The sequence below is a fragment of the Klebsiella sp. 10 genome (assembly GCF_018223925.1).
In the GTDB taxonomy this organism is placed as follows: domain Bacteria; phylum Pseudomonadota; class Gammaproteobacteria; order Enterobacterales; family Enterobacteriaceae; genus Klebsiella; species Klebsiella pneumoniae.
Window position 1 is genome coordinate 208056 of record NZ_JAGRRB010000001.1, and the last position, 24482, is coordinate 232537.

Consider the following 24482-nt stretch of genomic DNA (forward strand, 5'->3'; position numbering starts at 1 on the left):
CGAACGGGCGCGAGGTTTTCCTTTTCTCACCGCGACAGCCACCGTAAAATCAGCCTCTTGTTCCCCCTGCGTAATGGAATCTATGCTGACTCTCGCCCATCTTCAACAGCGCCGCAGCCGGCGTTGGCTCTTCGGATTAACGCTGTTGCTGCTGGTCACCCTGCTGATCAGCCTGTGCGCGGGGGAGCAATGGATCCCGCCCGGCGAGTGGCTCAGCGCCAAAGGTCAGCTGTTTATCTGGCAGATCCGCCTGCCGCGAACCCTGGCGGTGCTGCTGGTGGGGGCGGCGCTGGCGCTCTCCGGGGCGATTATGCAGGCGTTGTTTGAAAATCCTCTGGCGGAGCCGGGGCTGCTGGGGGTCTCCAACGGCGCGGGCGTCGGGCTGATTGCCGCCGTCCTGCTGGGCAAAGGAGTCTTGCCCGGCTGGGCGCTCGGCCTGTGTGCCATCTTTGGCGCGCTGCTGATCACTTTTATTCTGCTGCGTTTTGCCCGCCGCCATCTGTCTACCAGCCGTCTGCTGCTGGCGGGGGTGGCGCTGGGGATCATCTGCAGCGCCCTGATGACCTGGGCAGTCTACTTCTCCACCTCTTTTGACCTGCGTCAGCTAATGTACTGGATGATGGGCGGGTTTGGCGGCGTCGACTGGCAACAGCTGTGGCTGATGATAGCCCTCCTGCCGGTGCTCTGCTGGGTCTGTCTGCAGTCGCAACCCCTGAATTTACTGGCGCTGGGCGAAGTCTCCGCTCGTCAGCTTGGGCTGCCGCTGTGGCTGTGGCGCAAATTACTGGTGGTGGCGACCGGCTGGATGGTCGGCGTTAGCGTGGCGCTGGCGGGGGCGATTGGCTTTATCGGTCTGGTGATCCCGCATATTCTGCGGCTATGCGGCTTGAGCGATCACCGGGTGTTGCTCCCGGCCTGTATGCTGGCCGGGGCAAGCGCCTTGCTGGGGGCGGATATCATTGCCCGGCTGGCGCTTTCCGCCGCAGAGCTGCCGATTGGCGTGGTGACGGCGACCCTGGGCGCGCCGGTCTTTATCTGGTTGCTGCTGCGTTCGCGGGGGCGGGGATAGCGCGGCGCCGTCGGCAGGGACGGCGCCGGTTCAGGCTTACCAGCCTTTGATCGCGTCGCCTTTGTAGACTTCCTTCGCTTTTTCCGCGACTTCGCTGGTCTGGAAGGCGGCTTTTAATTCCTGAATTTTCTTGCTGTCCTTATTATCCTCGCGGGCGACTATCGCATTCACGTATGGGGAATCCGGCCCCTCCATAAACAGACCGTCGCGGGCGGCCGACAGGCCCGCCTGGGCGGAGAAGTTGGTGTTAATGATTGACAGGCTGACGTTCGGATCGTCAAGGGTACGGGTCAGCTGCGGGGTATCCACTTCAACAATTTTCAGCTGTTTCGGATTGTCGATGATATCCAGCGTGGTGGGTAAATAGCCGACGCCCGGTTTCAGCTTGAGTAACCCCTGCGCCTGAAGCAGCAGCAGGCTGCGGCCCAGGGTGGTGGTTTCATTAGAAATGGTCACCGTCGCCCCTTCGGGCAGTTCGCTGATATTTTTGATCCGGTGAGAATAGGCGGCGATAGGGAAGACAAAGGTTTTACCGACCACCGCAAATTTATAGCCGCGTTCTTTCGACTGCGCCTCAAGGTACGGCAGGGTCTGGAAGGCGTTGGCATCGACATCTTTGTTGTTCAGCGCTTCGTTGGGCAGCACATAATCATTGAAGGAGACCACTTCGACGTCGAGGTGGTATTTATCCTTCGCCACCTGCTCCACCACTTTCCAGATGGCTTCGTCCGGCCCGGTATTGATAGCGACTTTTACTTTATTATCTTCATCCGGGGAGCAGGCGCTCAGCAGGGCGACAGAGGTGGCGATTAACGCCAGGCTAAACAACTTCTTCATCACTAAAACTCTCTTAAATTAACAAGTAACGAAACCATATTACATTCATGGAACACTGTACACGGAAATGGTCGACGGCCCAATTGAGAGGATTTCATGTTGCCGGCGGCCAGCGAAGCGCTGTTACATCATGCGACAACTCGGGGGGAATGGCAGTAGAATGGCGGGCGCTGAATCCGCTACAGTAGAAAGGGATCACCTTCACCGGAAACCGGTTTATCCATTGAGGACAAGCTATGCAACATGACATTCTGAATACCGAAGTGACGACCATTGATGGCGAGAAAACCACCCTGGCATCCTTTGCCGGCAAGGTGCTGCTGATCGTCAATGTAGCCTCGAAATGCGGCCTGACGCCGCAGTATGAGCAACTCGAGGATCTGCAAAAGCAGTTTGCCGCTGAGGGCTTCAGCGTGCTGGGGTTCCCCTGCAACCAGTTCCTCGGCCAGGAGCCGGGCAGTGAAGAGGAGATTAAGACCTTCTGCAGCACTACCTACGGCGTCACCTTCCCGCTGTTTAGCAAAATTGACGTCAACGGCGAACATCGCGCGCCGCTCTATCAAAAACTGATTGCCGCCGCGCCGAAAGCGGTGGCCCCGGAAGGCAGCGGTTTTTATGAGCGGATGGCCAGCAAAGGCCGGGCGCCGCTGTATGTGGACGACATTCTGTGGAACTTCGAAAAATTCCTCGTCGATCGCCAGGGCAACGTCATTCAGCGCTTCTCTCCGGATATGACGCCGGACGATCCGCAGCTGGTGGCGGCGATTAAAGGAGCGCTGGCGCAATAATGTCGTTTCTGATGCAGCTACAGGATGTAGAAGCGGCGGGGCGCCTGGCCCCGTTTTCTGCGGCCTTTCGCGCCGGGGAGATTGTCCATCTGGTGGGGCCGAACGGCGCAGGGAAGAGCACGCTGCTGACCCGCATGGCGGGGCTGTCCGACGGCCCCGGCACGGTTCATTTTAACGGCCGGCTGCTTGACGAGTGGCCGGCGAGGGAGCTGGCGCGCCGTCGCGGATATCTGTGTCAACACCAGACCCCGCCGTTCGCCATGCCGGTATGGCACTACCTGGCGCTGCATATGCAGCAGCAGGATGATAGCGCCCGTCTGAGCGATATCGCGGCCAGGCTTGGTCTGGACAATAAGCTGGGCCGTCCGGTCAATCAGCTGTCGGGCGGCGAGTGGCAGCGCGTGCGGCTGGCGGCAGTGATCCTGCAGATCGATCCCTTGAGTAATTCCGCGGGTCAGCTGCTGCTGCTGGATGAGCCGATGAACAGTCTGGATGTGGCCCAGCAGGCGGCGCTGGATCGGCTGTTACACGAGCTGAGCGCGGCGGGGATTGCGGTGGTGATGAGCAGCCACGATCTCAACCATACCCTGCGCCACGCCGGTCAGAGCTGGCTGCTCTGCCAGGGGGAAGCCATCGCCTGCGGGGAGACCGCCGAGGTGCTGAATGAGGAAAATTTAACCGCCGCCTATGCGATCCCGTTCCAGCGCGTTGAGGTGGCCGGTCATATTATGCTCATCGCGTCACAGTAGCACGCAGTTATCTTGTCACTATATTGATAAACAAGCTAAATTATTGCGATAGAGACTAGGGACAGAGGGATCATCTGAAATGCGCTTCTGGTTCATGTTGGCGGCGGCGTTAATTTTAGCCGGCTGCAGCAGCCATCGGGCACCGCCGCCGAATCCTCGGCTGGCTGACTCCATCACGGTGGTGGCGAATCTGAACGAGCAGCTGCGCAGCTGGCGCGGCGCGCCGTATCGCTACGGCGGCATGACGCCGCGCGGCGTTGACTGCTCCGGCTTCGTGGTGCGCACGTTTCGCGATAAATTTGCCCTCCAGCTGCCGCGTGAAACCCGCGAGCAGGCGGAAATCGGCACCCGCATCGATAAGCGCGATCTGCTGCCCGGCGATCTGGTGTTCTTCAAAACCGGCTCAGGGGAGAGCGGCCTGCACGTTGGCATCTACGATACCGACAACCAGTTTATTCACGCCTCCACCAGCCAGGGCGTCACCCGTTCCTCGCTGGATAACGTCTACTGGAACAAAAAGTTCTGGCAGGCGCGGCGAATCTGACGTCATTCAGAAGCAAGAGGGAAGCGAACGCTTCCCTTTTTTATGCCGATAACCCTGCACTCCGCCCGTGTTAATCCGCTGTTCCAGGCACTACACTGGAGAGAGGAGGAACCATGACCCTTTCTTTTACCACCCACTGGCGGGATGAACTGCCGGACTTTTACACTTCCCTGTCACCAACGCCGTTGGATAACGCCCGACTCATCTGGCGCAACGCCCCGCTGGCGCAACAGCTGGGGGTGCCCGACGCCCTGTTTGCGCCTGAAAGCGGGGCCGGTGTCTGGGGCGGCGAAGCGCTGCTTCCGGGCATGTCGCCGCTGGCGCAGGTATACAGCGGCCATCAGTTTGGCGCCTGGGCCGGCCAGCTGGGCGACGGACGCGGGATCCTGCTCGGCGAGCAGCAGCTGGCGGATGGCCGCCGTTACGACTGGCATCTGAAAGGCGCCGGCCTGACTCCTTATTCGCGGATGGGGGACGGCCGCGCCGTGCTGCGCTCGACGATCCGGGAAAGTCTGGCGTCGGAGGCGATGCACGCTCTGGGGATCCCGACGACGCGCGCCCTGGCGATGGTGACCAGCGATACCCCGGTCTACCGCGAGCGCGTGGAGCCCGGCGCGATGCTGATGCGGGTGGCCGAGAGCCATGTCCGCTTCGGCCATTTCGAACATTTTTACTATCGCCGTGAGCCGCAGAAGGTCCAGCAACTGGCCGACTATGTTATTCGCCACCACTGGCCGCAGCTGCAGGATGAGGCGGATAAGTACCTGTTATGGTTCCGTGACATTGTCATGCGTACCGCGCAGACTATCGCCAGCTGGCAAACCGTGGGCTTTGCCCATGGGGTGATGAATACCGACAACATGTCGATTCTCGGTCTGACCATCGACTACGGCCCGTATGGCTTCCTTGACGATTTTCAACCGGACTTCATCTGCAACCACTCCGATTATCAGGGGCGCTACAGTTTTGAAAACCAGCCGGCGGTGGGGCTGTGGAATCTGCAGCGTCTCGCCCAATCGCTGTCGCCGTTTATCAGCGCTGAAGCGTTAAACGCGGCGCTGGATGAGTATCAGCACGCCTTGCTGACCGCTTATGGCCAGCGGATGCGCGATAAACTCGGCCTGTTCAGCCAGCAGAAAGGGGATAACGACCTGCTGGACGGGCTGTTTGCCCTGATGATCCGCGAGAAGAGCGACTATACCCGGACGTTCCGCCTGCTGAGCCACAGCGAACAGCTCAGCGCCGCATCGCCGCTGCGCGATGAGTTTATCGACCGCGCGGCCTTTGACAGCTGGTTTGCCGGGTATCGTGCGCGGCTGCGTGATGAACAGGTGGACGACGCGCAGCGCCAGCAGAGGATGCAGGGCGTGAATCCGGCGCTGGTGTTACGTAACTGGCTGGCGCAGCGGGCGATCGAGCAGGCTGAGGCGGGCGATATGGGCGAGCTGGAGCGCCTGCATGCCGCGCTGGCAGACCCCTTTACCGATCGCGAGGACGACTACGTCCGCCGCCCGCCGGACTGGGGGAAACGTCTGGAAGTCAGCTGCTCGAGCTAACTTGCCTCGCCCCGCGTTCAGCGGGGCGCTTACTTGGTCAGAATTAACTTCCCGGCGTGGGTCTGGCGCAGCAGATAGCGCTGGCCGCCATGCTCAATCACTACTCGTCCTTCGCTGCCTAACAGAACCCGACTGCTGATCTCTCTGTCCGTCGCCACGGGATAAGGGGCATTGTCTTTTGGTTTTTCAGCTGTGGCAGTGTTATCCATACGCGTCATAGCTCTCAAAATAAAAATCAAGGCAACAATGATAATCATTATCAATAATGTTGTTTTTGACGGCAAGCGTTATTTATCGTGTTACCGGATTTGGTAGGGGAGTCAGCGAAGAGAATTGCCCGCCGCAGGCGCGGCGGGCGGAGCGGTTACAGGCGTGTGGCGGTGGCCGCAGCCAGCTCGCTCAATAATCTTTCGCTGTCTTCCCAGCTCAGGCAGGGGTCGGTGATCGACTGGCCCCAGGTCAGCGGCTGGCCGGGGACCACTTTCTGAGTGCCTTCCTGCAGGAAGCTCTCTGCCATAATCCCGGCGATGGCGGTAGAGCCCGCGCGAATTTGCTGACAGATATCGGCGCACACTTCCAGCTGACGGCGGTGCTGCTTCTGGCAGTTGCCATGGCTGAAATCAACGACCAGCTGTTCCGGCAGATCGAATTCACGTAGCGCCTCGCCGGCGGCGGCGATATCCTCGGCGTGATAGTTTGGCCGTTTGCCGCCGCGCATAATAATATGCCCATACGGATTGCCGCTGGTCTGGTAAATCGTCATCTGCCCCTGCTTGTCCGGGGAGAGGAACATATGGCTGGCGCGGGAGGCGCGGATGGCGTCCACCGCGATGCGCGTATTGCCGTCGGTGCCGTTTTTAAATCCAACCGGGCAGGAGAGCGCTGAGGCCATTTCACGGTGGATCTGGCTTTCTGTGGTGCGCGCCCCGATGGCCCCCCAGCTGATGAGATCGGCGATAAACTGACCGGTCACCATATCGAGAAACTCGGTGGCCGTCGGTACCCCCAGCTCATTAACCTGCAGCAGCAGGCGCCGCGCCAGCTCAATTCCGTGGTTGACCCGGTAGCTGCCGTTGAGGTCCGGATCGGAGATTAAGCCTTTCCAGCCCACCACGGTACGCGGTTTTTCAAAGTAGGTGCGCATCACGATCTCCAGCTGCGGCTGGTAGCGCTCGCGCATGCCCTGCAGGCGGCGGGCATACTCCAGCGCCGCGTCGGTGTCGTGAATGGAGCAGGGGCCGATAATCACCAGCAGTCGGCGGTCTTCGCCGTTGAGGATTTTTTCAATTCGGCGGCGGGAGGCCGAGACGTGGGCAGCCACGTCGGCCGTCACGGGATGGCGCTGGGCCAGCTCCGCGGGCGTTACCAGGCTCTCAATGCGCGCGGTACGCAATTCGTCTGTTTTATTCATTGGGGTCTCAAAAATCTGTTTCTTCCGCGGCGAAAATGCCGGGAAGTGATGCGCATCACGATAAACCAATCCCTGCTTATTGCAAGAGTAGGGCATGATCCTGTATAGGCCACGGGCGATAGCATAAACAAATTTTTAATAATGTACTAGTGTATTAGTACATCCTGCGATTCAGCCCCATGATGTCCATGATTTTTGTCGCAATTTCCTCAACAGAATAGTTGGTGCTGTTCAGGCAGGGGATTTTATTCTTGCGATACAGGGCCTCCACTTCGGTCACTTCCATCCGACACTGGCGCAGTGAGGCGTAGCGGCTGTTCTCCCGGCGCTCCTCGCGGATCGCCGCCAGACGCTCCGGATTGATGGTCAGGCCGAACATCTTATGCTGCAGGGGTTTCAGCGAGGCCGGCAGCACCAGATTGTCCATATCGTCGGCGATAAACGGATAGTTGGCGGCGCGAATACCGTACTGCATGGCGAGATACAGACTGGTGGGTGTTTTGCCGCAGCGCGAGACGCCGAGGAGGATCACCTGCGCCTGGTCAAGGTTGCGCAGCGAGATGCCATCGTCATGGGCGAGGGTATAATCGATGGCGGCGATACGCGCATCGTATTTAATCAGGTTGCCGGGGTTGAGGCCGTGGGTACGGTGGGCCACCGGCGTCGGGTCGAGGTTGAGCTCCTGCTGCAGCGGGGCCACCAGCGCCTGCACGATATCCTGACAAAAGCCTTCGCTTTGCAGAATAATGTCGCGTATTTCCGGGATGACGATGGAGTAGAACACCAGCGGGCGAATACCCGTTTGCTGATAAATGGCGTCGATCTGCTCCTTTACCGCCCGCGCGCGGCTGATATTTTCCACAAACGGCAGGGTTACGCTGCTGATGGCGACCGGGAATTGCGACATCACGGCATGCCCCAGCACCTCCGCCGTGATGGCGGTACCGTCAGAAATATAAAATACGTGGCGATCTACAGCACTTTCCATTTTGACCATCCGGTATAATGAGTTTAATTGCCTGCAAGCGGATATTAAATTTAAGCATATCCCTGTTTGATTTGTCTCTTGTTAAAATTGAAACGCTATTTTTGTTTTTTATGAAAAGGGTGGTTCATTTTCTTTTTGTCGCCGTTATTTCCAGCGTTTTTCATCAGAATTCCTAAAAATCATCAAGTTAGCAATATCGGGGGAACAGTCCGAAAAATGAAAAAATAATTTGCTTGAACGATTCACCGTTTTTTTCAGCTTCATAAATATGTCAGGATAATCCTGCAGTCGATCGTGAAATTTTTTTCACTGGTATTAAATCACAAAAGGATTGTCTCGATGTCCAACAATGGCTCGTCACCGCTGGTGCTTTGGTATAACCAACTCGGCATGAATGATGTAGACAGAGTTGGGGGCAAAAATGCCTCCCTTGGTGAAATGATTACGAATCTGTCCGGTATGGGTGTTTCCGTACCTAACGGGTTTGCCACCACCGCTGATGCTTTCAATCAGTTCCTGGACCAAAGCGGTGTTAACCAGCGCATCTATGCGCTGCTGGATGAAACCGACATTGACGACGTTTCCGCATTAGCGAAAGCGGGCGCGCAGATCCGACAGTGGATCATCGATACCCCCTTCCAGAGCGAACTGGAAAACGCGATTCGCGATGCTTATGACCTGCTGTCCGCCGATGACGCCGAGGCCTCATTCGCCGTGCGCTCTTCCGCCACCGCGGAAGATATGCCGGACGCCTCCTTCGCCGGACAGCAAGAGACATTCCTCAACGTGCAGGGCTTTGACGCCGTGCTCGTTGCCGTGAAGCACGTATTTGCTTCGCTGTTTAACGATCGCGCAATCTCCTATCGCGTGCATCAGGGTTACGATCACCGCGGCGTGGCGCTCTCCGCCGGGGTGCAGAGGATGGTCCGCTCCGATCTGGCCTCCTCCGGCGTCATGTTCTCCATCGATACCGAATCCGGCTTTGACCAGGTGGTGTTTATCACCTCGGCGTGGGGTTTGGGCGAGATGGTGGTGCAGGGCGCGGTGAACCCGGACGAATTCTACGTCCACAAACCGACGCTGGCCGCTGGCCGTCCGGCGATCGTGCGCCGCACCATGGGGTCGAAAAAGATCCGTATGGTTTACGCGCCGACCCAGGAGCACGGTAAACAGGTGCGTATCGAAGATGTGCCGCAGGCGCAGCGCGATATTTTCTCGTTAAGCAACGAGGAAGTGCAGGAGCTGGCGAAGCAGGCGGTGCAGATCGAGAAGCACTACGGCCGTCCGATGGATATCGAGTGGGCGAAAGATGGCCACACCGGTAAGCTGTTTATCGTCCAGGCGCGTCCTGAAACCGTGCGTTCCCGCGGCCAGGTGATGGAGCGTTATACCCTCCACGCTCAGGGGCAGATCATCGCCGAAGGGCGCGCCATCGGCCACCGCATTGGCGCCGGTCCGGTCAAGGTGATCCATGATATCAGCGAGATGAATCGCATTGAGCCAGGCGACGTACTGGTTACCGACATGACCGACCCGGACTGGGAACCGATCATGAAAAAAGCCTCGGCGATTGTCACCAACCGCGGCGGGCGTACCTGTCACGCGGCGATTATCGCCCGTGAGCTGGGGATCCCGGCAGTGGTCGGCTGCGGCGATGCTACCGATCGCATTCAGGAAAATCAGAATGTCACCGTCTCCTGCGCCGAAGGCGACACCGGCTATGTCTACGCCGAGCTGCTCGACTTCAGCGTCAAGAGCTCCAGCGTCGGCGACATGCCGGATCTGCCGCTGAAGGTGATGATGAACGTCGGCAACCCGGATCGCGCGTTCGACTTCGCCTGCCTGCCGAACGAAGGCGTCGGTCTGGCGCGGCTGGAATTTATCATCAACCGTATGATTGGCGTTCATCCGCGCGCGCTGCTGGAGTTTGACGACCAGGAGCCGGGCCTGCAGAACGAAATCCGCGAGCTGATGAAAGGCTACGATTCGCCGAGAGAGTTCTACGTTGGCCGCCTGACCGAAGGGATCGCCACCCTCGGCGCCGCTTTCTATCCGAAACGGGTGATCGTGCGTCTGTCGGACTTCAAATCGAACGAATACGCCAACCTGGTGGGCGGCGAGCGCTATGAGCCGGAAGAAGAGAACCCGATGCTCGGCTTCCGCGGCGCCGGACGCTACGTTTCCGAAAGCTTCCGCGACTGCTTCGCCCTGGAGTGCGAAGCGATGAAGCGCGTGCGTAACGATATGGGACTGACCAACGTTGAAGTGATGGTCCCGTTCGTCCGTACCGTCGCCCAGGCGAAAGCGGTGGTCGAAGAGCTGGAGCGTCAGGGGCTGAAGCGCGGCGAGAACGGGCTGAAGATCATTATGATGTGCGAGATCCCATCGAACGCCTTGCTGGCGGAGCAGTTCCTCGAGTACTTCGACGGCTTCTCCATCGGTTCGAACGACATGACCCAACTGGCGCTCGGTCTGGACCGCGATTCCGGTGTGGTTTCTGAGCTGTTTGATGAACGCAACGACGCGGTGAAAGCCCTGCTGTCGATGGCCATCCGCGCGGCGAAGAAACAGGGTAAATACGTCGGCATCTGCGGCCAGGGGCCGTCTGACCATGAGGATTTCGCCGCCTGGCTGATGGAAGAGGGGATTGATAGCTTGTCCCTGAACCCGGATACCGTGGTACAAACCTGGTTAGGTCTGGCGGAACTGAAAAAATAAGTTCGCCCTGACAGGACCGATCCCCGGCAGCGATGCCGGGGATTTTTTTACCGGTGTCAGGCTATCTGGTGTCGTGATGCGCAGGGCAAAAAAAAGCCCATCGTGGGAGATGGGCAAAGACTACACACAGCAATTCGTTGTTTCACTCAGGGGATTTCCATGCTTATAAATCAAGGTGTTGATTTATAACCGTGAGCTAATAGTAGGCAGCGGGGCCTTTGCCGTCGATCAGATTCCTCTCAATAGTTAAATTGTTGTGAAGGACCGGGGGAGGAAAGCGAGGTGAAGGGCGCGCGGGGCCAGCGCATTGCCGGCGATCAATAAATTTTGCTTAACAATATGCGGGCAAAGAAACAGGCGGGTCTCCCCGCCTGCCAGGCATTACTTGCGACCGGCGTCCAGCTCACTGAGCTCTTCAAGGACGACGTCAGGGTCTTTCGGCGGCGGCGGCACCTCATGCACCCAGGCGTCATACAGTCGCCAGGAGACGGCGAGCAGCACCGGACCGATAAACAGGCCGATCATGCCGAAGGCGATCAGGCCGCCAATGACGCCGGTGAGGATAAGGATCATTGGCAGGTCGGCGCCCATGCGGATGAGCACCGGACGAATAACGTTGTCCATGGTGCCGACTACGCAGCTCCAGACCAGCAGCACGGTGCCCCAGGTGGTGTCCCCGCTCCAGTAAAGCCAGATAATCGACGGCACCAAAACCAGTAAAGGGCCGAGCTGAACCAGACAGGTAAAGATCATCACCACGGTCAGCAGAGCGGCGTAGGGCACGCCGGAGACGGCAAGGCCAATCCCGCCCAGTACCGCCTGAGTGAGGGCAGTGACCACCACGCCCAGCGCCACGGCGCGCACGGCCTGGCCGGCCAGCAGCACCGCGGCGTCGCCGCGTTTGGCCGCGAGGCGCGTGGCGAAGTAGCGGAAACCATAGGCCACCTGCTCGCCGCGCCAGTAGAGCAGCGCGCTGAACAGCAGCATCAAACCGCAGTAGACCAGCAGCTTGCCGATGTGCGCCGCCTGACCGACAAACCAGCTGGTGGTGGTGCCAATATAGGGACGAACCTTGGCCATAATCGCCGAGCCGCCCATATCCAGCAGACCGTGCCAGGCGGAGTACAGTTTATCGCCGACCAGCGGTACGCTGTTGAGCCAGGCGAAATCCGGCAGCGTCACATTTCCGCTGCTGATGAGTTTGATCAGCGGAACGCTGTTATCCACCAGGCTGTTGACCAGCAGAGCGATAGGAATAACGAATAGCAGAAACAGCAACAGGGTCATCGCCAGCACCGCCAGCAGTCGTTTGCCGAACAGCACACGCTGCAGACGCAGCAGCACCGGCCAGGTGGCGATCACCACCGTACCGGCCCAGGCGAAGGACAGAATAAACGGCTGCACAACCCACAGGCAGGATATGATAATCAGGGCCAGGAACAGCACCGACAGCAGTATTTGCGGAATGTCCCGAGGCTGATGGGGATTAATCATAGAGAAATTTTACCTTTCCAGTCGCGCCAAACAGCTGGCGCCGCGTAAATCCATATACTGATAATAATATCAATAATTTTGCCGGGCTGATTTTGCACAGAAAACACGTGGGCGCATATGAAAAAAATGTGATAAAAAGTTGAATGCGCTACGCAAACGTTTAGTTAGCACCAACACAATATTTTCAAACACAACATAGTCAGGCAGGGTCAAGCGTGATGATCCCACAAATTTCTCAGGCGCCAGGGGTAGTTCAACTGGTGCTGAATTTTTTGCAGGTACTGGAGCAACAGGGTTTTACCGGCGATACCGCCACCAGCTATGCCGACAGGCTAACGATGGCCACCGACAACAGCGTCTATCAGCTGCTGCCGGATGCGGTCATTTTTCCACGATCCACGGCGGACGTGGCGCTGCTGGCGCGCGTTGCCGCCGAACCGCGTTTTAAATCGCTGATTTTCACCCCGCGTGGCGGCGGCACCGGCACTAACGGCCAGGCGCTGAACGGCGGGATTATCGTCGATATGTCCCGCTATATGAATCGCATCATCGAGATTAACCCCGAAGAGGGCTGGGTGCGCGTTGAAGCCGGGGTCATCAAAGATCAGCTGAACCAGTTTCTTAAACCCTATGGTTACTTTTTTGCGCCTGAGCTATCCACCAGCAACCGCGCCACGCTGGGGGGGATGATTAACACCGACGCGTCCGGCCAGGGATCGCTGGTGTACGGCAAAACGTCGGATCACGTGCTCGGCCTGCGGGCGGTGCTGATGGACGGGGATATCCTCGATACCCAGGCGGTGCCGGTGGCGCTGGCGGAGACGCTGGGCAATACCCCCTCGACGGTTGGCCGGATCTACAACACGGTCTACCAGCGCTGCAAGGCGCAGCGTGACCTGATCATTGATAAGTTTCCCAAACTCAACCGCTTCCTCACCGGATACGATCTGCGTCACGTCTTTAACGATGAGATGAGCGAGTTCGACCTGACCCGTATTTTAACCGGTTCGGAAGGGACGCTGGCGTTTATTACCGAAGCGCGGCTGGATATCACCCGCCTGCCGAAGGTGCGCCGTCTGGTCAACGTCAAATATGACTCCTTCGACTCTGCGCTGCGCAATGCGCCCTTTATGGTCGAAGCGAAAGCCCTGTCGGTGGAGACCGTCGATTCTAAAGTTCTCAATCTGGCGCGCGAGGATATCGTCTGGCACTCGGTAAGCGAACTGATCACCGACGTACCGGATAAAGAGATGCTCGGGCTCAATATCGTCGAATTCGCCGGCGATGACGCGGCGCTGATTGACCTGCAGGTTACTACCCTGTGCCAGCGGCTGGACGAGCTGATGGCCGCCAGCGAGGCGGGCGTCATTGGCTGGCAGGTCTGTCACGATCTTGAAGGCGTGGAGCGCATCTATGCCATGCGCAAGAAGGCCGTCGGCCTGTTGGGCAATGCCAAAGGCGCCGCCAAGCCTATTCCTTTCGCCGAGGACACCTGCGTACCGCCCGAACATCTGGCGGATTACATCGTCGAGTTCCGCGCGCTGCTCGACAGCCACGGCCTGAGCTACGGCATGTTTGGCCACGTTGATGCCGGGGTGCTGCACGTGCGCCCGGCGCTGGACATGTGCGATCCGCAGCAGGAGGTGCTGATGAAGCAGATCTCCGACGAGGTGGTAGCGCTGACGGCGAAGTATGGCGGCCTGCTGTGGGGCGAACATGGCAAAGGGTTCCGCGCGGAGTACAGCCCGGCCTTCTTTGGCGAGACGCTGTATGCCGAGCTGCGCAAGATCAAAGCGGTCTTCGATCCCGATAACCGCCTGAATCCGGGGAAAATCTGTCCTCCGGAAGGTATCGACGCGCCGATGATGAAAGTCGATGCGGCGAAGCGCGGCACCTGGGATCGGCAGATCCCCATCGCGGTGCGCAGCAGCTGGCGTGGGGCGATGGAGTGTAATGGCAACGGGCTGTGCTTCAACTTTGACGTCAAGAGCCCGATGTGTCCGTCGATGAAAGTCAGCAACCAGCGCATCCACTCGCCGAAAGGGCGGGCGACGCTGGTGCGGGAATGGCTGCGCCTGCTGGCCGACCGCGGCGTCGATCCCAACCAGCTGGAGAAGGCGCTGCCGGAGCAGGGCGTCAGCCTGCGCTCGCTGGTGGCGCGCACGCGCAACAGCTGGCATGCGCGCAAAGGCGAATATGACTTCTCGCATGAGGTCAAAGAGGCGATGTCCGGCTGTCTGGCCTGTAAAGCCTGTTCGACCCAGTGCCCGATCAAAATCGATGTTCCCGAGTTCCGCTCGCGCTTCCTGCAGCTGTACCACAGCCGCTATCTGCGGCCGGTGCGCGATCATCTGGTGGCCTCGGTCGAATCTTATGCGCCGCTGATGGCGCAGGCGCCGAAGACCTTTAACTTTTTTATTAACCAGCCGTGGCTGAAAAAGCTGTCGGAGAAGCATATCGGGATGGTCGATCTGCCGCTGCTCTCGGCGCCGTCGCTGAAGCAGCAGATGGCCGGCCACCGTTCCGCCAATATGACCCTTGAGCAGCTCGAAGCGCTGAGCGCCGAGCAGAAAGCGAAGATGGTGCTGGTGGTGCAGGATCCCTTCACCAGCTACTACGACGCCCAGGTGGTGGCCGACTTTATCCGTCTGGTCGAGGCCTTAGGCTATCAGCCGGTGCTCCTGCCGTTCTCGCCGAACGGCAAGGCGCAGCATATCAAAGGCTTCCTCACCCGCTTCGCGCGCACCGCGCAGAAGACGGCGGACTTCCTCAACCGCGTGGCGCAGCTGGGCATGCCGCTGGTGGGCGTCGATCCAGCGCTGGTGCTCTGCTACCGCGATGAGTACAAGCTGACGCTCGGCGACAAGCGCGGCGATTTCCAGGTGCTGTTAGTCCATGAGTGGTTGCCGAAGGCCCTAACCAGCGACGCCCGTCCCGATCTGGGCGGTGAGCCCTGGTACCTGTTCGGTCACTGTACCGAAGTGACCGCGCTACCGGCGGCGACAAAGCAGTGGGCAGATATTTTTGCCCACTTCGGCGCGAAGCTGGAAAACGTCAGCGTTGGGTGTTGCGGGATGGCTGGCACCTATGGTCATGAAGTGAAAAACCACGCCAACTCGTTGGCCATTTACGCGCTCTCCTGGCAGCAGGCGATGCAGCGGCTGCCGCGAAACCGCTGTCTGGTGACGGGCTACTCCTGCCGCAGTCAGGTGAAGCGTATTGAAGGCAGCGGCGTTCGCCACCCGCTGCAGGCGTTACTGGAGATAATCGGATGATTTGGAAACGTCAGGCCACGCTGGAGCAGCTCAACCGGCTCGGTGAGGGGAACATGGTAGGGCTGCTCGATATTCGCTTTGAGACCGTTACCGACGATACGCTGGAGGCCACTATGCCGGTCGATAGCCGCACACAGCAGCCGTTTGGCCTGCTGCACGGCGGAGCGTCGGTGGTGCTGGCGGAGACCCTGGGGTCGGTGGCAGGCTATCTGTGCAGCGAAGGCGAACAAAAGGTGGTGGGGCTGGAGGTTAACGCCAACCACATCCGTTCGGCGCGCGGGGGCCGGGTGCGCGGCGTCTGCAGAGCGCTGCACGTCGGGACGCGCCATCAGGTCTGGCAAATTGAAATCTTCGACGAACAGTCGCGGTTATGTTGTTCATCACGACTAACCACCGCGGTAATATAAGCCGCATGGCGGGAGGCGAATAGCCTCCCTTTTTTTAAGGTAATAAGCGAGAGCCGGCCTGCCAGAGCCAGAGAGGTTGTCACAAGATCAGCCGGGCGTCGGCAGGGAATTATCTAATATTTATATTATTACCGATCCACTCTCGTTATTTATGCTACTCTTTTCAATACTAAATGCTTAAAGGTAACAAGAGGACGGTTAACCATGGGTATTCTTTCCTGGATCATTTTTGGACTTATTGCCGGTATTTTAGCCAAGTGGATTATGCCGGGAAAAGATGGCGGCGGATTTATCGTGACCGTTATTTTGGGGATCATCGGCGCCGTGGTCGGCGGCTGGATCAGTACCCTGTTTGGTTTTGGTAAGGTCGATGGGTTTAATTTCGGCAGCTTCGTGGTAGCGGTTATCGGTGCGCTGGTGGTACTGTTTATTTACCGGAAAGTGCGTAGCTAATTTTCAGCTGCTCAGCTGTAAATAAGTACATAAAAGCTGCCGCGATATGCGGCAGCTTTTTTATTGCTGACAGATGACAGCGTAGCTCTCCCCTGGGCTATTGTCTGTCGGTTCCCTCGCCAACCGGCACCACCTCAACGTGCACTTCGTAGTGTTTCGCCTGGCCGGCGGGGATCAGCGCGGTCAGTTTGTTAATGGTTTCCGCTGGCGTATCGGTTGCTACCGTGGCTGAAAACAGCACCGGTCTGTGCGGCGGAAGCTGCGGCGGGAACGGCGGCAGGGGGCCACGATCCCTCTCCATCGGCGGGCGGACTCCGTTATCGACGACAGGCGCCGGGACGTCGGTTTTATCAGCCGCAAAGGCGCTGGCGGCGGTAACGGTGGCGATAGCGAACAGGGCAAGCAGAGCTTTTTTCATCCGGGATTCCTCAATAAGCAAGTCCCAAAAGAGTAGAGGGTGCCGGCAGGAGGAACAATCCCAGGCGGCGCGAATCCTCTGAATCTTCTTTTTTCCTCGCGAATGTGGAGGTCAGATGAGAGCGAGTGTCATTGCGTTCGGGAGCCTCTTAATTCAGCAGTACGCTCATAATCAGCAGTACGGCCATGCACATCGACATAATACTGATATCAACAATCATTCTGTACGACAAAAGCTCCAGCTAAACGGGTACGGCGGGCAGGTAAGCCCATCTTATAGTGGTTAAAGAGTGTACCCTGCCTACTTCCATTGAACAAACGTTTATTGACTAATATTGTCGGCCTGCGTCGGCCTGCGTCGGCCTGCGTCGGCCTGCGTCGGCCTGCGTCGGCCATCGGCCACCGCCTGGAGCAACATGAGGATGGCTCATGTTGCATTGAATTTAAGTCGCTTTCCCTCCAGCGCTGACTCTGGCAAAAATAGGTTCATTAACGAATCAACAACATTTACCGGTTGAAGCGCGCCCGGCCTGACTCCGCGTCGCCAGGCTGGTGGAGAGTATTCCGCCGGGTTCGCTTTATGCCCGCCATCAGGATGGACAATCGCCATGAATAATAAATTTACCTATACGATTAAGCGCACCCGGTTTGATGAAAATTATAACCCTGCGGAAAATACGCGTATTACCACCAACTTCGCTAATTTAGCCAGAGGGGTGAACCGTGAGGAAAATCTGCGCAATACGTTAATCATGATGAATAACCGTTTTAATAGCCTGGCCCACTGGGATAATCCCCATAACGATCGCTATGCGGTGGAACTGGATATTATTTCTGTCGAGATGAATATTGCTCAGGATAGCGCCAGCTTCCCGGTGATTGAGATCCTGCAAACGCATATTGTCGATAAAAAGAGCGGGGAGCGTCATGCCGGTATCGTCGGCAATAACTTCTCCTCCTATGTGCGGGATTACGATTTTAGCGTACTGCTTCTGGAACATAATAAGGACCAGAGTCGCTTCAGCGTACCGGAAAACTTTGGCGAGCTGCACGGCAATATCTTTAAGGATTTTGTGCAATCCAGCGCCTGGCGCGCCAACTTCAGCAAGGCGCCGGTGATTTGCCTGAGCGTCTCCAGTAAAGATGTTTACCATCGCACCGGTAACGAACATCCGGTCCTCGGCATTGAATATGCTCAGGAAGGCGTCTCGCTGACCGAGCGTTATTTCAGCAAAATGGGGCTGCAGGTACGCTATTTTATGCCAAAAAACAGCGTCGCGCCGTTGGCCTTTTATTTTACCGGCGATCTGCTCAGCGATTACACCAGCCTGGAACTGATCGCCACCATCAGCACGATGGAGACGTTTCAGAAAATATATCGCCCGGAGATCTACAATGCCAACTCCCCGGCGGGGCAATACTATCAGCCCAATCTCAGCCACCTGGATCATTCATTAACAAAAATCGTCTATGACCGGGAAGAGCGCAGCCTGTTGGCGATTGAGCAGGGGAAATTTACACAACAACATTTTATCAACCCGCACAAGACGTTGCTTGAGCAATGGTCTGCTAATTTCGCGCTTTGCTAAACCCATATAAAAGGCTAATGACTATGAAAACATGGCTTCCGACATCGACCGCCGGCAGTTTACCGAAACCTTCCTGGCTGGCGCAGCCAGAGACCCTGTGGTCGCCCTGGAAACTGTCCAGCGAAGAATTACTGGCCGGCAAGCGCGACGCCTTGCGGTTATCCCTCGACGACCAGCTGCGGGCCGGGATCGATATTGTCAGCGACGGCGAGCAAACGCGGCAGCACTTTGTCACCACCTTCATCGAGCACCTCAGCGGGGTGGATTTTGCCAAACGCGAGATCGTGAAAATTCGTAACCGCTATGAGGCCAGTGTTCCGACGGTGGTGGGCGCCGTGGAGCGCCAGAAACCGGTCTTCGTGGAGGACGCTCGCTATCTGCGGCAGCTCACCAGTCAGCCGATCAAATGGGCGCTTCCGGGCCCGATGACCATGATCGACACGCTGTATGACAACCACTATAAAAGCCGGGAAAAGCTGGCCTGGGAATTTGCTAAAATCCTCAATCAGGAAGCGAAAGAGTTAGAGGCTGCGGGGGTTGATATTATTCAGTTCGATGAGCCGGCCTTTAACGTCTTCTTCGATGAGGTCAACGACTGGGGGATCGCCGCCTTAGAACGAGCCACCGAAGGGCTGAAGTGTGAGACAGCGGTGCATATCTGCTACGGCTATGGCATCAAGGCCAATACCGACTGGAAAAAGACGCTGGGCTCCGAGTGGCGACAGTATGAAGAGGCTTTCCCGCAGCTGCAGAAATCGTCCCTTGATATTATCTCTCTCGAGTGCCACAACTCGCGCGTGCCGATGGATCTGCTGGAGTTGATCCGCGGTAAAAAGGTGATGGTCGGGGCGATCGATGTCGCCAGCCATGCTATCGAAACCCCGGAAGAGGTGGCTGGAACCCTGCGCAAGGCGCTGGCGTTCGTCGATGCCGACAAACTCTACCCGTCCACCAACTGCGGTATGGCGCCGCTGCCGCGCCATGTCGCGACCGGCAAACTGCACGCCCTGAGCGCCGGCGCCGAGATTATTCGTCGCGAGCTGGCGGCAAAGTAAGGCGGGGCGCGCCCGTTATCTTCCCCAGGCGGTGTACTTTATCGTCGGTTCCCTTCCAGAGCGGGCTGTCGCCCGCTCTGCGTCATGTTGCCGCCAGCGGGCGACAGATTGCCCGCAGGGCGACGGCGCTGCACAGCGGAAACAGCGCCAGCAGAAGCCAGGGATAAACCGCCTGCGGCGAGGGAATGAGCGCCTGGTCAAGCAAATGACCGAGCAGTAAATTCCCGGCTAACACCGCGCACCCTCCTGCGGTGGCGAGCGCTCCGTAGTGGGCGCCCAGCGTCGACTCCTCGGCGAACAGCGGGATCAGATCCTTGGCTGCGGGCACTAACAGCATCTGGCCGAGGGTGAGCAGCGTGACAAAACCAGCCGCCGGCATTAACCGCAGCCAACCTTCGGCGGGTGGGGCGGCGGCGAATAACGCCACGCTGGCAAAGGAAGCCGACAGCAGCAGAAAGCCCACCGGCAGGATGCGCACGGCGCCCATTCGCCGGGCGAAGCGGGCGAGAGGGAGCTGGAGGGTGATAATCAACAGCGAGGCCAGCATAAAGAGCGGCGCCAGATCCTGCTCGCGGCCGCCGGAACGTTGGATCTCCACCGGCAGGGCGAGGTACAGTTGGTTGTAGCTCAACAGCCATGAGCTGTAGGCGAGAATAAACGCGACAAAGCGCGGCTGGCGCAAAGGCGTCCACCATGGGACTCGTCTGCGCGTTGTTGTCGTGTGCCCGTCGGCGGGCAGACAGAAAAAGAGCACCGCCAGCGCCAGAAGAAATATTCCCGCGCCGGCGAGGGCGATATGCCGAAAGCCGATCCCGCTCAGCACGCCTCCGGCCACCGGGCCGATCACCGCCCCCAGTTCACCGCATACCGCAAACAGCGCAAACCACTCGGCGCGACTGCGTTTCCCGTTGGCCTGGCTGAGGGTACCGGCCCGCGCCAGCAGGGCCTCTATCGACGGGGAGAACAGGGCGCCGCCGACGCCGGTCAGGCAGGCGCCGAGGATAATGGGCCACAGCGACGCCCCGCACGCCAGCAGGAGAAAACCGGCGACGCGAACGACGCAGCCGGCGAGAATGATCGCCTTAGCGCCATAGCGGTCGGCCAGCGTCCCGCCGAGGATAAACATGCCCTGCTGAGAGAAGGTACGCAGCCCGAGGATCAGGCCGATAAGTCCGCCTGAGAGCAGCATGTCGTCGCGCAGGAAGAGGGCGAGGAAAGGAACGACCGCGTAAAAGCCAATATTAAAAACGAACTGGCTTCCCAGTAACACCGGAGGCCAGAGGGTTGCCGCAGGGCGCAGGGAGAAAAGAGGCATATCCGCCCAACCTAAACGATGAAATGAATGTGCTTTTTGCCGTGGTAAGGGGAGATCTCGATTTTGGTTTTCACCCGGAAAACGTCCCACAGCAGCCCTTCGGACAAAATCTCCTCCGGCGTCCCGCTGGCGAGGATCTGCCCCTGCTGCATCACGATCAGCGAATCGCAGAACATCGCGGCATGGTTAAGATCGTGAATGGCCACAATGCTGGTTACCGGCAGCTCGCTGATCAACTGCATTAACTGCATCTGATGGTGTATATCCAGATGGTTGGTCGGCTCATCCAGCAGGATTTCGCTCGGGCTCTGCGCCAGCGCGCGGGCGATATGCACCCGCTGCCGCTCGCCGCCGGAGAGGCTTAACCATCCCTGTTCGCTTTTCTCCAGCATCGCTACCCGCTGCAGCGCGGCGGCAATCGCCTCGTCATCCTGAGCGCTCCAGTTTGAGAACGGAGAGTGGTGGGGAATGCGTCCCAGGCGCACGACGTCGCGCACCCGCATATTGGCCTCGGTCATGCCGTGTTGCTCGACGAAAGCCACGCGGCGGGCGAGCTGCTTTTTCGCCATCCGGGCGATATCCTGGCCGTCGAGGGTGACGCGACCTGCATCCGGGCGGCGCAGGCCCGCCAGAACGCGCAGCAGCGAGGATTTGCCGCAGCCGTTGGGCCCCAGCAGTCCGACCGTTTCGCCTCGCGGCACCCGCAGCGAGACATTATTGACGATGACCTTTTTGCCTGCCTTCCAGGTGATATTTTCAGCGCAAATACTCATCACTTATTCCTTGAGCGGTAGATAATCACGGCAAAGAAAGGCACCCCAACCAGGGCGGTTACTACCCCAACGGGCAGACTTTGCGGGGCAATCAGCAGGCGCGACGCAATGTCCGCCAGTACCATCAATATCGCCCCTGCCAGCGCGCTGGCGATCAGCAACGTTCGGTGCAGCGGGCCAAAGAAGAAACGCATCACGTGCGGCACCACCAGGCCAACAAAGCCGATCGAGCCGGCCATACTGACGATGGTGGCGGTGATCAGCGCCGCGGTGGTGAAGAGGATCAGGCGTACCTGTGGCACGGCAATCCCCAGCGAGGCGGCGGCATCATCGCCGAAGGTGAACGCATCCAGCGCCCGGGCATACCACAGACAGACCGCCAGGCCCGCGAGCACCACCACGATGACCAGCTGGAATTCGGGCCAGCGGACGCCGCTGAAGCTGCCCAGCAGCCAGAACATCACATCGCGCGCCTGCTGCGCGCTGGCGGAGGTGCTGATGGTGTAAGCCGTGATGGCGTTAAATAACTGCGATGCGGCAACGCCCGCCAGAATCGTACGCTCATTACCGCCGCGCGCACCGTTAGTCAGCAAGGCGACAAAGGCGAAGGCGGCGAAGGCCCCGGCAAAGGCCCCGGCCGAGAGGGAAATTGCGCCAGCGCCAAGGCCCAGCACCACGATCGATACCGCGCCGGTGGAGGCCCCGGCGGAGACGCCGAGGACGTAGGGTTCCGCGAGGGCATTCTTCAGCAGGCTTTGCAGCACGACGCCGCAGATAGCGAGGCCGGCGCCGCAGCAGGCGGCGACCAGCGCGCGGCTGAGGCGGAAATCCCAGATTACGCTCTCATAGATACGGTTGAGAGGCTCAGCGGTTAAGCCGGTTCTGTTGCTGATAGCGTAAAAGACATTCTGCAGCGGGATGGCCAGCTCGCCGACGCTGACGCCCACCGCTATCACCAGCGCCAGCACGATCACGGCCAGTAAACACCAGCCGGTGAGCAGTATGCTGCGGCGCGTCTCAATCGCGGCGACGCTCATCAGTTAAGCCCCATTTTTCTCAGCTGCTCGCCCACCTGTTCCGCGCCGTAAAGCGTGCGAATGGTCGGATTCATCGCCTGACCGTCCATGACCACGATATGGCCTTTTTTCACCGCCTCCAGCTGGCTGACGGCGGGATCGCTTTTGAGGAATTTGATCTTCTCCTCGGCCTTATCCAGCGCCCAGCGGTTACGGTCCAGACTGGCGACCACGATCACATCCGGGTTGGCGGCAATGATGCTCTCCCAGCTCACCGTGGGCCACTCGGTTTCGGAGGTAATCGCATTATGTCCGCCCAGCACGCTGGCGATAAATCCGGAGGCGCTGTTTTTGCCGCCGACATAGGCATCGGCCGAAGGTGAGGCGCTGGAGAACCAGAAGACGAAGGAGAGATCCTTTTTGCTTTTACCAAACTCCTGGCGCAGGTCGGCTTCACGTTTTTTGAAATCGGCAATCAGCGCCTGACCACGATCTTCGACGTTGAAAATGCGGGAAAAATCGCTAATTTCCTGATACAGCCAGGTCATATCCCACAGCTTTTGCCGGCTGCCGTACATATCGCCGGTGGCCTTTTTGGTGGCGCACATCCCCGGTGAGACGTAGCTGTTCACGCCGACGGTGGCGAGATCTTCACGCCTGGCGACTTTGCTTTCCGGCCCCAGCAGCAGCGGCAACTGGGCGGGAACGAAATCAGGATTTTGCGCCAGCACCGATTCCAGGCTCGGTATTTCCACCGTCAAGGTTTTAATCTTCGCGTTTTGCTCAGCCAGCTGCGGTAAAACGCTGGTCGGCCAGAAGGCGCTGGCGACCACCTGCTTTTGCAGCCCGAGCAGCAGCAGAATTTCGACCGTATTTTGCCCCAGCGCGACCACGCGCTCCGGCGGCCGGGTGAAGGTCTCCTGATAGCCGCAGTTTTCAATCGTCAGGGGGTAGGTTGTTGCCAGCGCGGAACTGACGGCGGTGAACATCAAGCCTAACGCGCAAAGGACCTTCTTCATTAAACGCTATCCTTGTAAACAGGCGAGTGGATGACCAGCAAATGGGAGTAATGCAAATGAAACTCATTATTGGGGCGGGGTTTTATACAATGCCATATTTACAGTGTCAATGAGTGACTATTTCCGCAGGCAATGAAATGCCCGCGCGATGGGGTGGGTCAGCTCGCCAGTGGGCCACGAATATACGCCTGCAACCCCTGGGCGAGAAAATCAAATACCCGCTTGCAGGCAGGGCTGTGGCGCAGATCCTCATGCATTACCAGCCAGGTATCAAGATACAGAGAAAAGTCGGCCGCCAGCACTCGCTGCAGGGGAATAATGCCATCCGCAAGAGGCGCCTGGCAGATGCCGATCCCCGCTCCGGCGCGGATCAGACTCAACTGGGCGAGGTCGCTATCGGTCCGCATCGCGAACGCCTCGCGCTGAAAACGGGGGTAAGCCTGCAGCGCCCGGCGCACGAGAGGGGTGGCGCTATCAAAACCAATTAGCGCGTGGCTGGCCAGATCGTCGAGGGTCGCGGGCAGGCCCTGGCGCGTCAGGTAGGCGGCGGTGGCATGTAACCCAAGCTCGATCCTGCCGAGACGGCGGGCGATAAGCTGCTCCTGCTGCGGGGCGACCATCCGCACCGCAATATCCGCCTCCCGGTGAAGCAGATCCTGAAACCGATTGGAGAGCATCAGTTCGATGACGATATTCGGGCACGCCTGCCTGAGCCGGGCAACCAGCGGCGGCAGCACCTCGGCGCCGACCACCTCGCTGGCGGCCACCCGCACCACGCCACGCAGCTCGGCTCTGTCGCGACTGAAGTTAGCCGCGGTGCGTTCCAGCGCCCGGCAATATGGCGCCCCGCCGTCGGCTGAGTGATGTTCAGGGTACGCGATGCGCCCGATAAAGAGCCTTCCTGCAGGACGGCGAGAAAGGTTCGGTACCACTCCCAGGGAATAGAGGTATTCATACAAATATGTATAGCCGCTCGACGATGGTATGCAATTTCATTTGATATGAGCCA

General features: G+C 58.8%; 22 protein-coding genes, 1 other RNA gene and 1 pseudogene. 11 read left to right on the forward strand and 13 right to left on the reverse strand.

Annotated features, from left to right (window positions below; translation table 11 throughout):
* Nucleotides 1–82 precede the first annotated feature (82 nt).
* Nucleotides 83–1069: a vitamin B12 ABC transporter permease BtuC gene (btuC, locus tag KHQ26_RS01060; RefSeq protein WP_004151850.1), complete on the forward strand. Its 987-nt coding sequence runs from the start codon at nt 83–85 to the stop codon at nt 1067–1069.
* Between the two features lie 36 nt (nt 1070–1105).
* Here the strand turns inward: btuC and KHQ26_RS01065 are convergent, their stop codons facing one another.
* Nucleotides 1106–1906 (reverse strand): MetQ/NlpA family ABC transporter substrate-binding protein, encoded by an 801-nt coding sequence (locus tag KHQ26_RS01065; protein ID WP_002909085.1) that lies wholly within the window; start codon nt 1904–1906, stop codon nt 1106–1108.
* A 236-nt stretch (nt 1907–2142) separates the two neighbouring features.
* Here KHQ26_RS01065 and KHQ26_RS01070 point away from each other — a divergent pair, with 236 nt between their 5' ends.
* From KHQ26_RS01070 to selO, 4 genes are all read left to right on the forward strand, one after another.
* Nucleotides 2143–2694: a glutathione peroxidase gene (locus KHQ26_RS01070; RefSeq protein WP_004898898.1), complete on the forward strand. Its 552-nt coding sequence runs from the start codon at nt 2143–2145 to the stop codon at nt 2692–2694.
* Complete coding sequence (gene btuD, locus KHQ26_RS01075; protein WP_020803964.1) at nt 2694–3443, forward strand: vitamin B12 ABC transporter ATP-binding protein BtuD; 750 nt, start codon at nt 2694–2696, stop codon at nt 3441–3443. The genes KHQ26_RS01070 and btuD overlap by 1 nt, the downstream gene beginning before the upstream one ends.
* 79 nt (nt 3444–3522) lie before the next feature.
* Nucleotides 3523–3987: an NlpC/P60 family protein gene (locus KHQ26_RS01080; protein ID WP_002909082.1), complete on the forward strand. Its 465-nt coding sequence runs from the start codon at nt 3523–3525 to the stop codon at nt 3985–3987.
* A 113-nt stretch (nt 3988–4100) separates the two neighbouring features.
* Nucleotides 4101–5543 (forward strand): protein adenylyltransferase SelO, encoded by a 1443-nt coding sequence (gene selO, locus KHQ26_RS01085; RefSeq protein ID WP_004184566.1) that lies wholly within the window; start codon nt 4101–4103, stop codon nt 5541–5543.
* A 29-nt stretch (nt 5544–5572) separates the two neighbouring features.
* Here selO and hemP read toward each other — a convergent pair whose 3' ends face one another.
* From hemP to KHQ26_RS01105, 4 genes are all read right to left on the reverse strand, one after another.
* On the reverse strand, nt 5573–5752 hold the full coding sequence (hemP, locus tag KHQ26_RS01090; protein ID WP_014343179.1) for a hemin uptake protein HemP: 180 nt from the start codon (nt 5750–5752) through the stop codon (nt 5573–5575).
* A 155-nt stretch (nt 5753–5907) separates the two neighbouring features.
* Nucleotides 5908–6954, reverse strand: a complete 1047-nt coding sequence (aroH, locus tag KHQ26_RS01095; RefSeq protein WP_004180369.1) for a 3-deoxy-7-phosphoheptulonate synthase AroH — start codon at nt 6952–6954, stop codon at nt 5908–5910.
* Nucleotides 6955–7108: 154 nt separating this feature from the next.
* Nucleotides 7109–7942, reverse strand: a complete 834-nt coding sequence (locus tag KHQ26_RS01100; RefSeq protein ID WP_002909061.1) for a pyruvate, water dikinase regulatory protein — start codon at nt 7940–7942, stop codon at nt 7109–7111.
* A 144-nt stretch (nt 7943–8086) separates the two neighbouring features.
* Nucleotides 8087–8206 (reverse strand): hypothetical protein, encoded by a 120-nt coding sequence (locus tag KHQ26_RS01105; RefSeq protein WP_002909058.1) that lies wholly within the window; start codon nt 8204–8206, stop codon nt 8087–8089.
* A 75-nt stretch (nt 8207–8281) separates the two neighbouring features.
* Between KHQ26_RS01105 and ppsA the strand changes: the two genes are divergently transcribed.
* A complete protein-coding gene (gene ppsA, locus KHQ26_RS01110) occupies nt 8282–10660 on the forward strand; it encodes a phosphoenolpyruvate synthase (protein WP_002909055.1) in 2379 nt (792 codons plus the stop codon).
* 85 nt (nt 10661–10745) lie between these two features.
* On the opposite strand, the gene rprA is transcribed toward ppsA, so the two are convergent.
* Nucleotides 10746–10853: antisense sRNA RprA (rprA, locus tag KHQ26_RS01115), an RNA gene on the reverse strand.
* Nucleotides 10854–11041: 188 nt separating this feature from the next.
* Nucleotides 11042–12154 (reverse strand): AI-2E family transporter YdiK, encoded by a 1113-nt coding sequence (ydiK, locus tag KHQ26_RS01120; RefSeq protein WP_020805190.1) that lies wholly within the window; start codon nt 12152–12154, stop codon nt 11042–11044.
* A gap of 218 nt (nt 12155–12372) precedes the next feature.
* Here ydiK and KHQ26_RS01125 point away from each other — a divergent pair, with 218 nt between their 5' ends.
* The 3 genes from KHQ26_RS01125 to KHQ26_RS01135 all read left to right on the forward strand — a co-directional run bounded on the left by KHQ26_RS01125 (nt 12373) and on the right by KHQ26_RS01135 (nt 16289).
* Nucleotides 12373–15429, forward strand: coding sequence for an FAD-binding and (Fe-S)-binding domain-containing protein (locus KHQ26_RS01125; protein ID WP_211777844.1), 3057 nt, complete (start codon nt 12373–12375; stop codon nt 15427–15429).
* Nucleotides 15426–15836, forward strand: a complete 411-nt coding sequence (menI, locus tag KHQ26_RS01130; protein ID WP_049125820.1) for a 1,4-dihydroxy-2-naphthoyl-CoA hydrolase — start codon at nt 15426–15428, stop codon at nt 15834–15836. The genes KHQ26_RS01125 and menI overlap by 4 nt, the downstream gene beginning before the upstream one ends.
* Nucleotides 15837–16040: 204 nt before the next feature.
* Nucleotides 16041–16289: a GlsB/YeaQ/YmgE family stress response membrane protein gene (locus KHQ26_RS01135; RefSeq protein ID WP_002909014.1), complete on the forward strand. Its 249-nt coding sequence runs from the start codon at nt 16041–16043 to the stop codon at nt 16287–16289.
* Between the two features lie 97 nt (nt 16290–16386).
* Here KHQ26_RS01135 and KHQ26_RS01140 read toward each other — a convergent pair whose 3' ends face one another.
* A complete protein-coding gene (locus tag KHQ26_RS01140; protein ID WP_004184563.1) occupies nt 16387–16707 on the reverse strand; it encodes a hypothetical protein in 321 nt (106 codons plus the stop codon).
* A 607-nt stretch (nt 16708–17314) separates the two neighbouring features.
* Here KHQ26_RS01140 and KHQ26_RS01145 point away from each other — a divergent pair.
* A complete protein-coding gene (locus KHQ26_RS01145) occupies nt 17315–18295 on the forward strand; it encodes a DUF1852 domain-containing protein (protein ID WP_002909008.1) in 981 nt (326 codons plus the stop codon).
* Between the two features lie 23 nt (nt 18296–18318).
* The gene (locus tag KHQ26_RS01150; RefSeq protein WP_002909005.1) at nt 18319–19350 is read left to right on the forward strand and encodes a methionine synthase; all 1032 of its coding nucleotides are present in this window, start codon (nt 18319–18321) and stop codon (nt 19348–19350) included.
* Nucleotides 19351–19432: 82 nt separating this feature from the next.
* Here KHQ26_RS01150 and KHQ26_RS01155 read toward each other — a convergent pair whose 3' ends face one another.
* The 5 genes and pseudogenes from KHQ26_RS01155 to KHQ26_RS01175 all read right to left on the reverse strand — a co-directional run bounded on the left by KHQ26_RS01155 (nt 19433) and on the right by KHQ26_RS01175 (nt 24428).
* Nucleotides 19433–20620 (reverse strand): MDR family MFS transporter, encoded by a 1188-nt coding sequence (locus KHQ26_RS01155; RefSeq protein ID WP_020317066.1) that lies wholly within the window; start codon nt 20618–20620, stop codon nt 19433–19435.
* 56 nt (nt 20621–20676) lie between these two features.
* Nucleotides 20677–21438: an ABC transporter ATP-binding protein gene (locus tag KHQ26_RS01160; RefSeq protein ID WP_002909000.1), complete on the reverse strand. Its 762-nt coding sequence runs from the start codon at nt 21436–21438 to the stop codon at nt 20677–20679.
* Nucleotides 21438–22475, reverse strand: coding sequence for a FecCD family ABC transporter permease (locus tag KHQ26_RS01165; RefSeq protein ID WP_004175642.1), 1038 nt, complete (start codon nt 22473–22475; stop codon nt 21438–21440). The genes KHQ26_RS01160 and KHQ26_RS01165 overlap by 1 nt, the downstream gene beginning before the upstream one ends.
* The gene (locus KHQ26_RS01170) at nt 22475–23473 is read right to left on the reverse strand and encodes an ABC transporter substrate-binding protein (RefSeq protein ID WP_004175650.1); all 999 of its coding nucleotides are present in this window, start codon (nt 23471–23473) and stop codon (nt 22475–22477) included. Before KHQ26_RS01170 ends, KHQ26_RS01165 begins: the two co-directional genes overlap by 1 nt.
* A gap of 158 nt (nt 23474–23631) precedes the next feature.
* Nucleotides 23632–24428 (reverse strand): annotated as a pseudogene (locus KHQ26_RS01175) (LysR family transcriptional regulator).
* Nucleotides 24429–24482 lie beyond the last annotated feature (54 nt).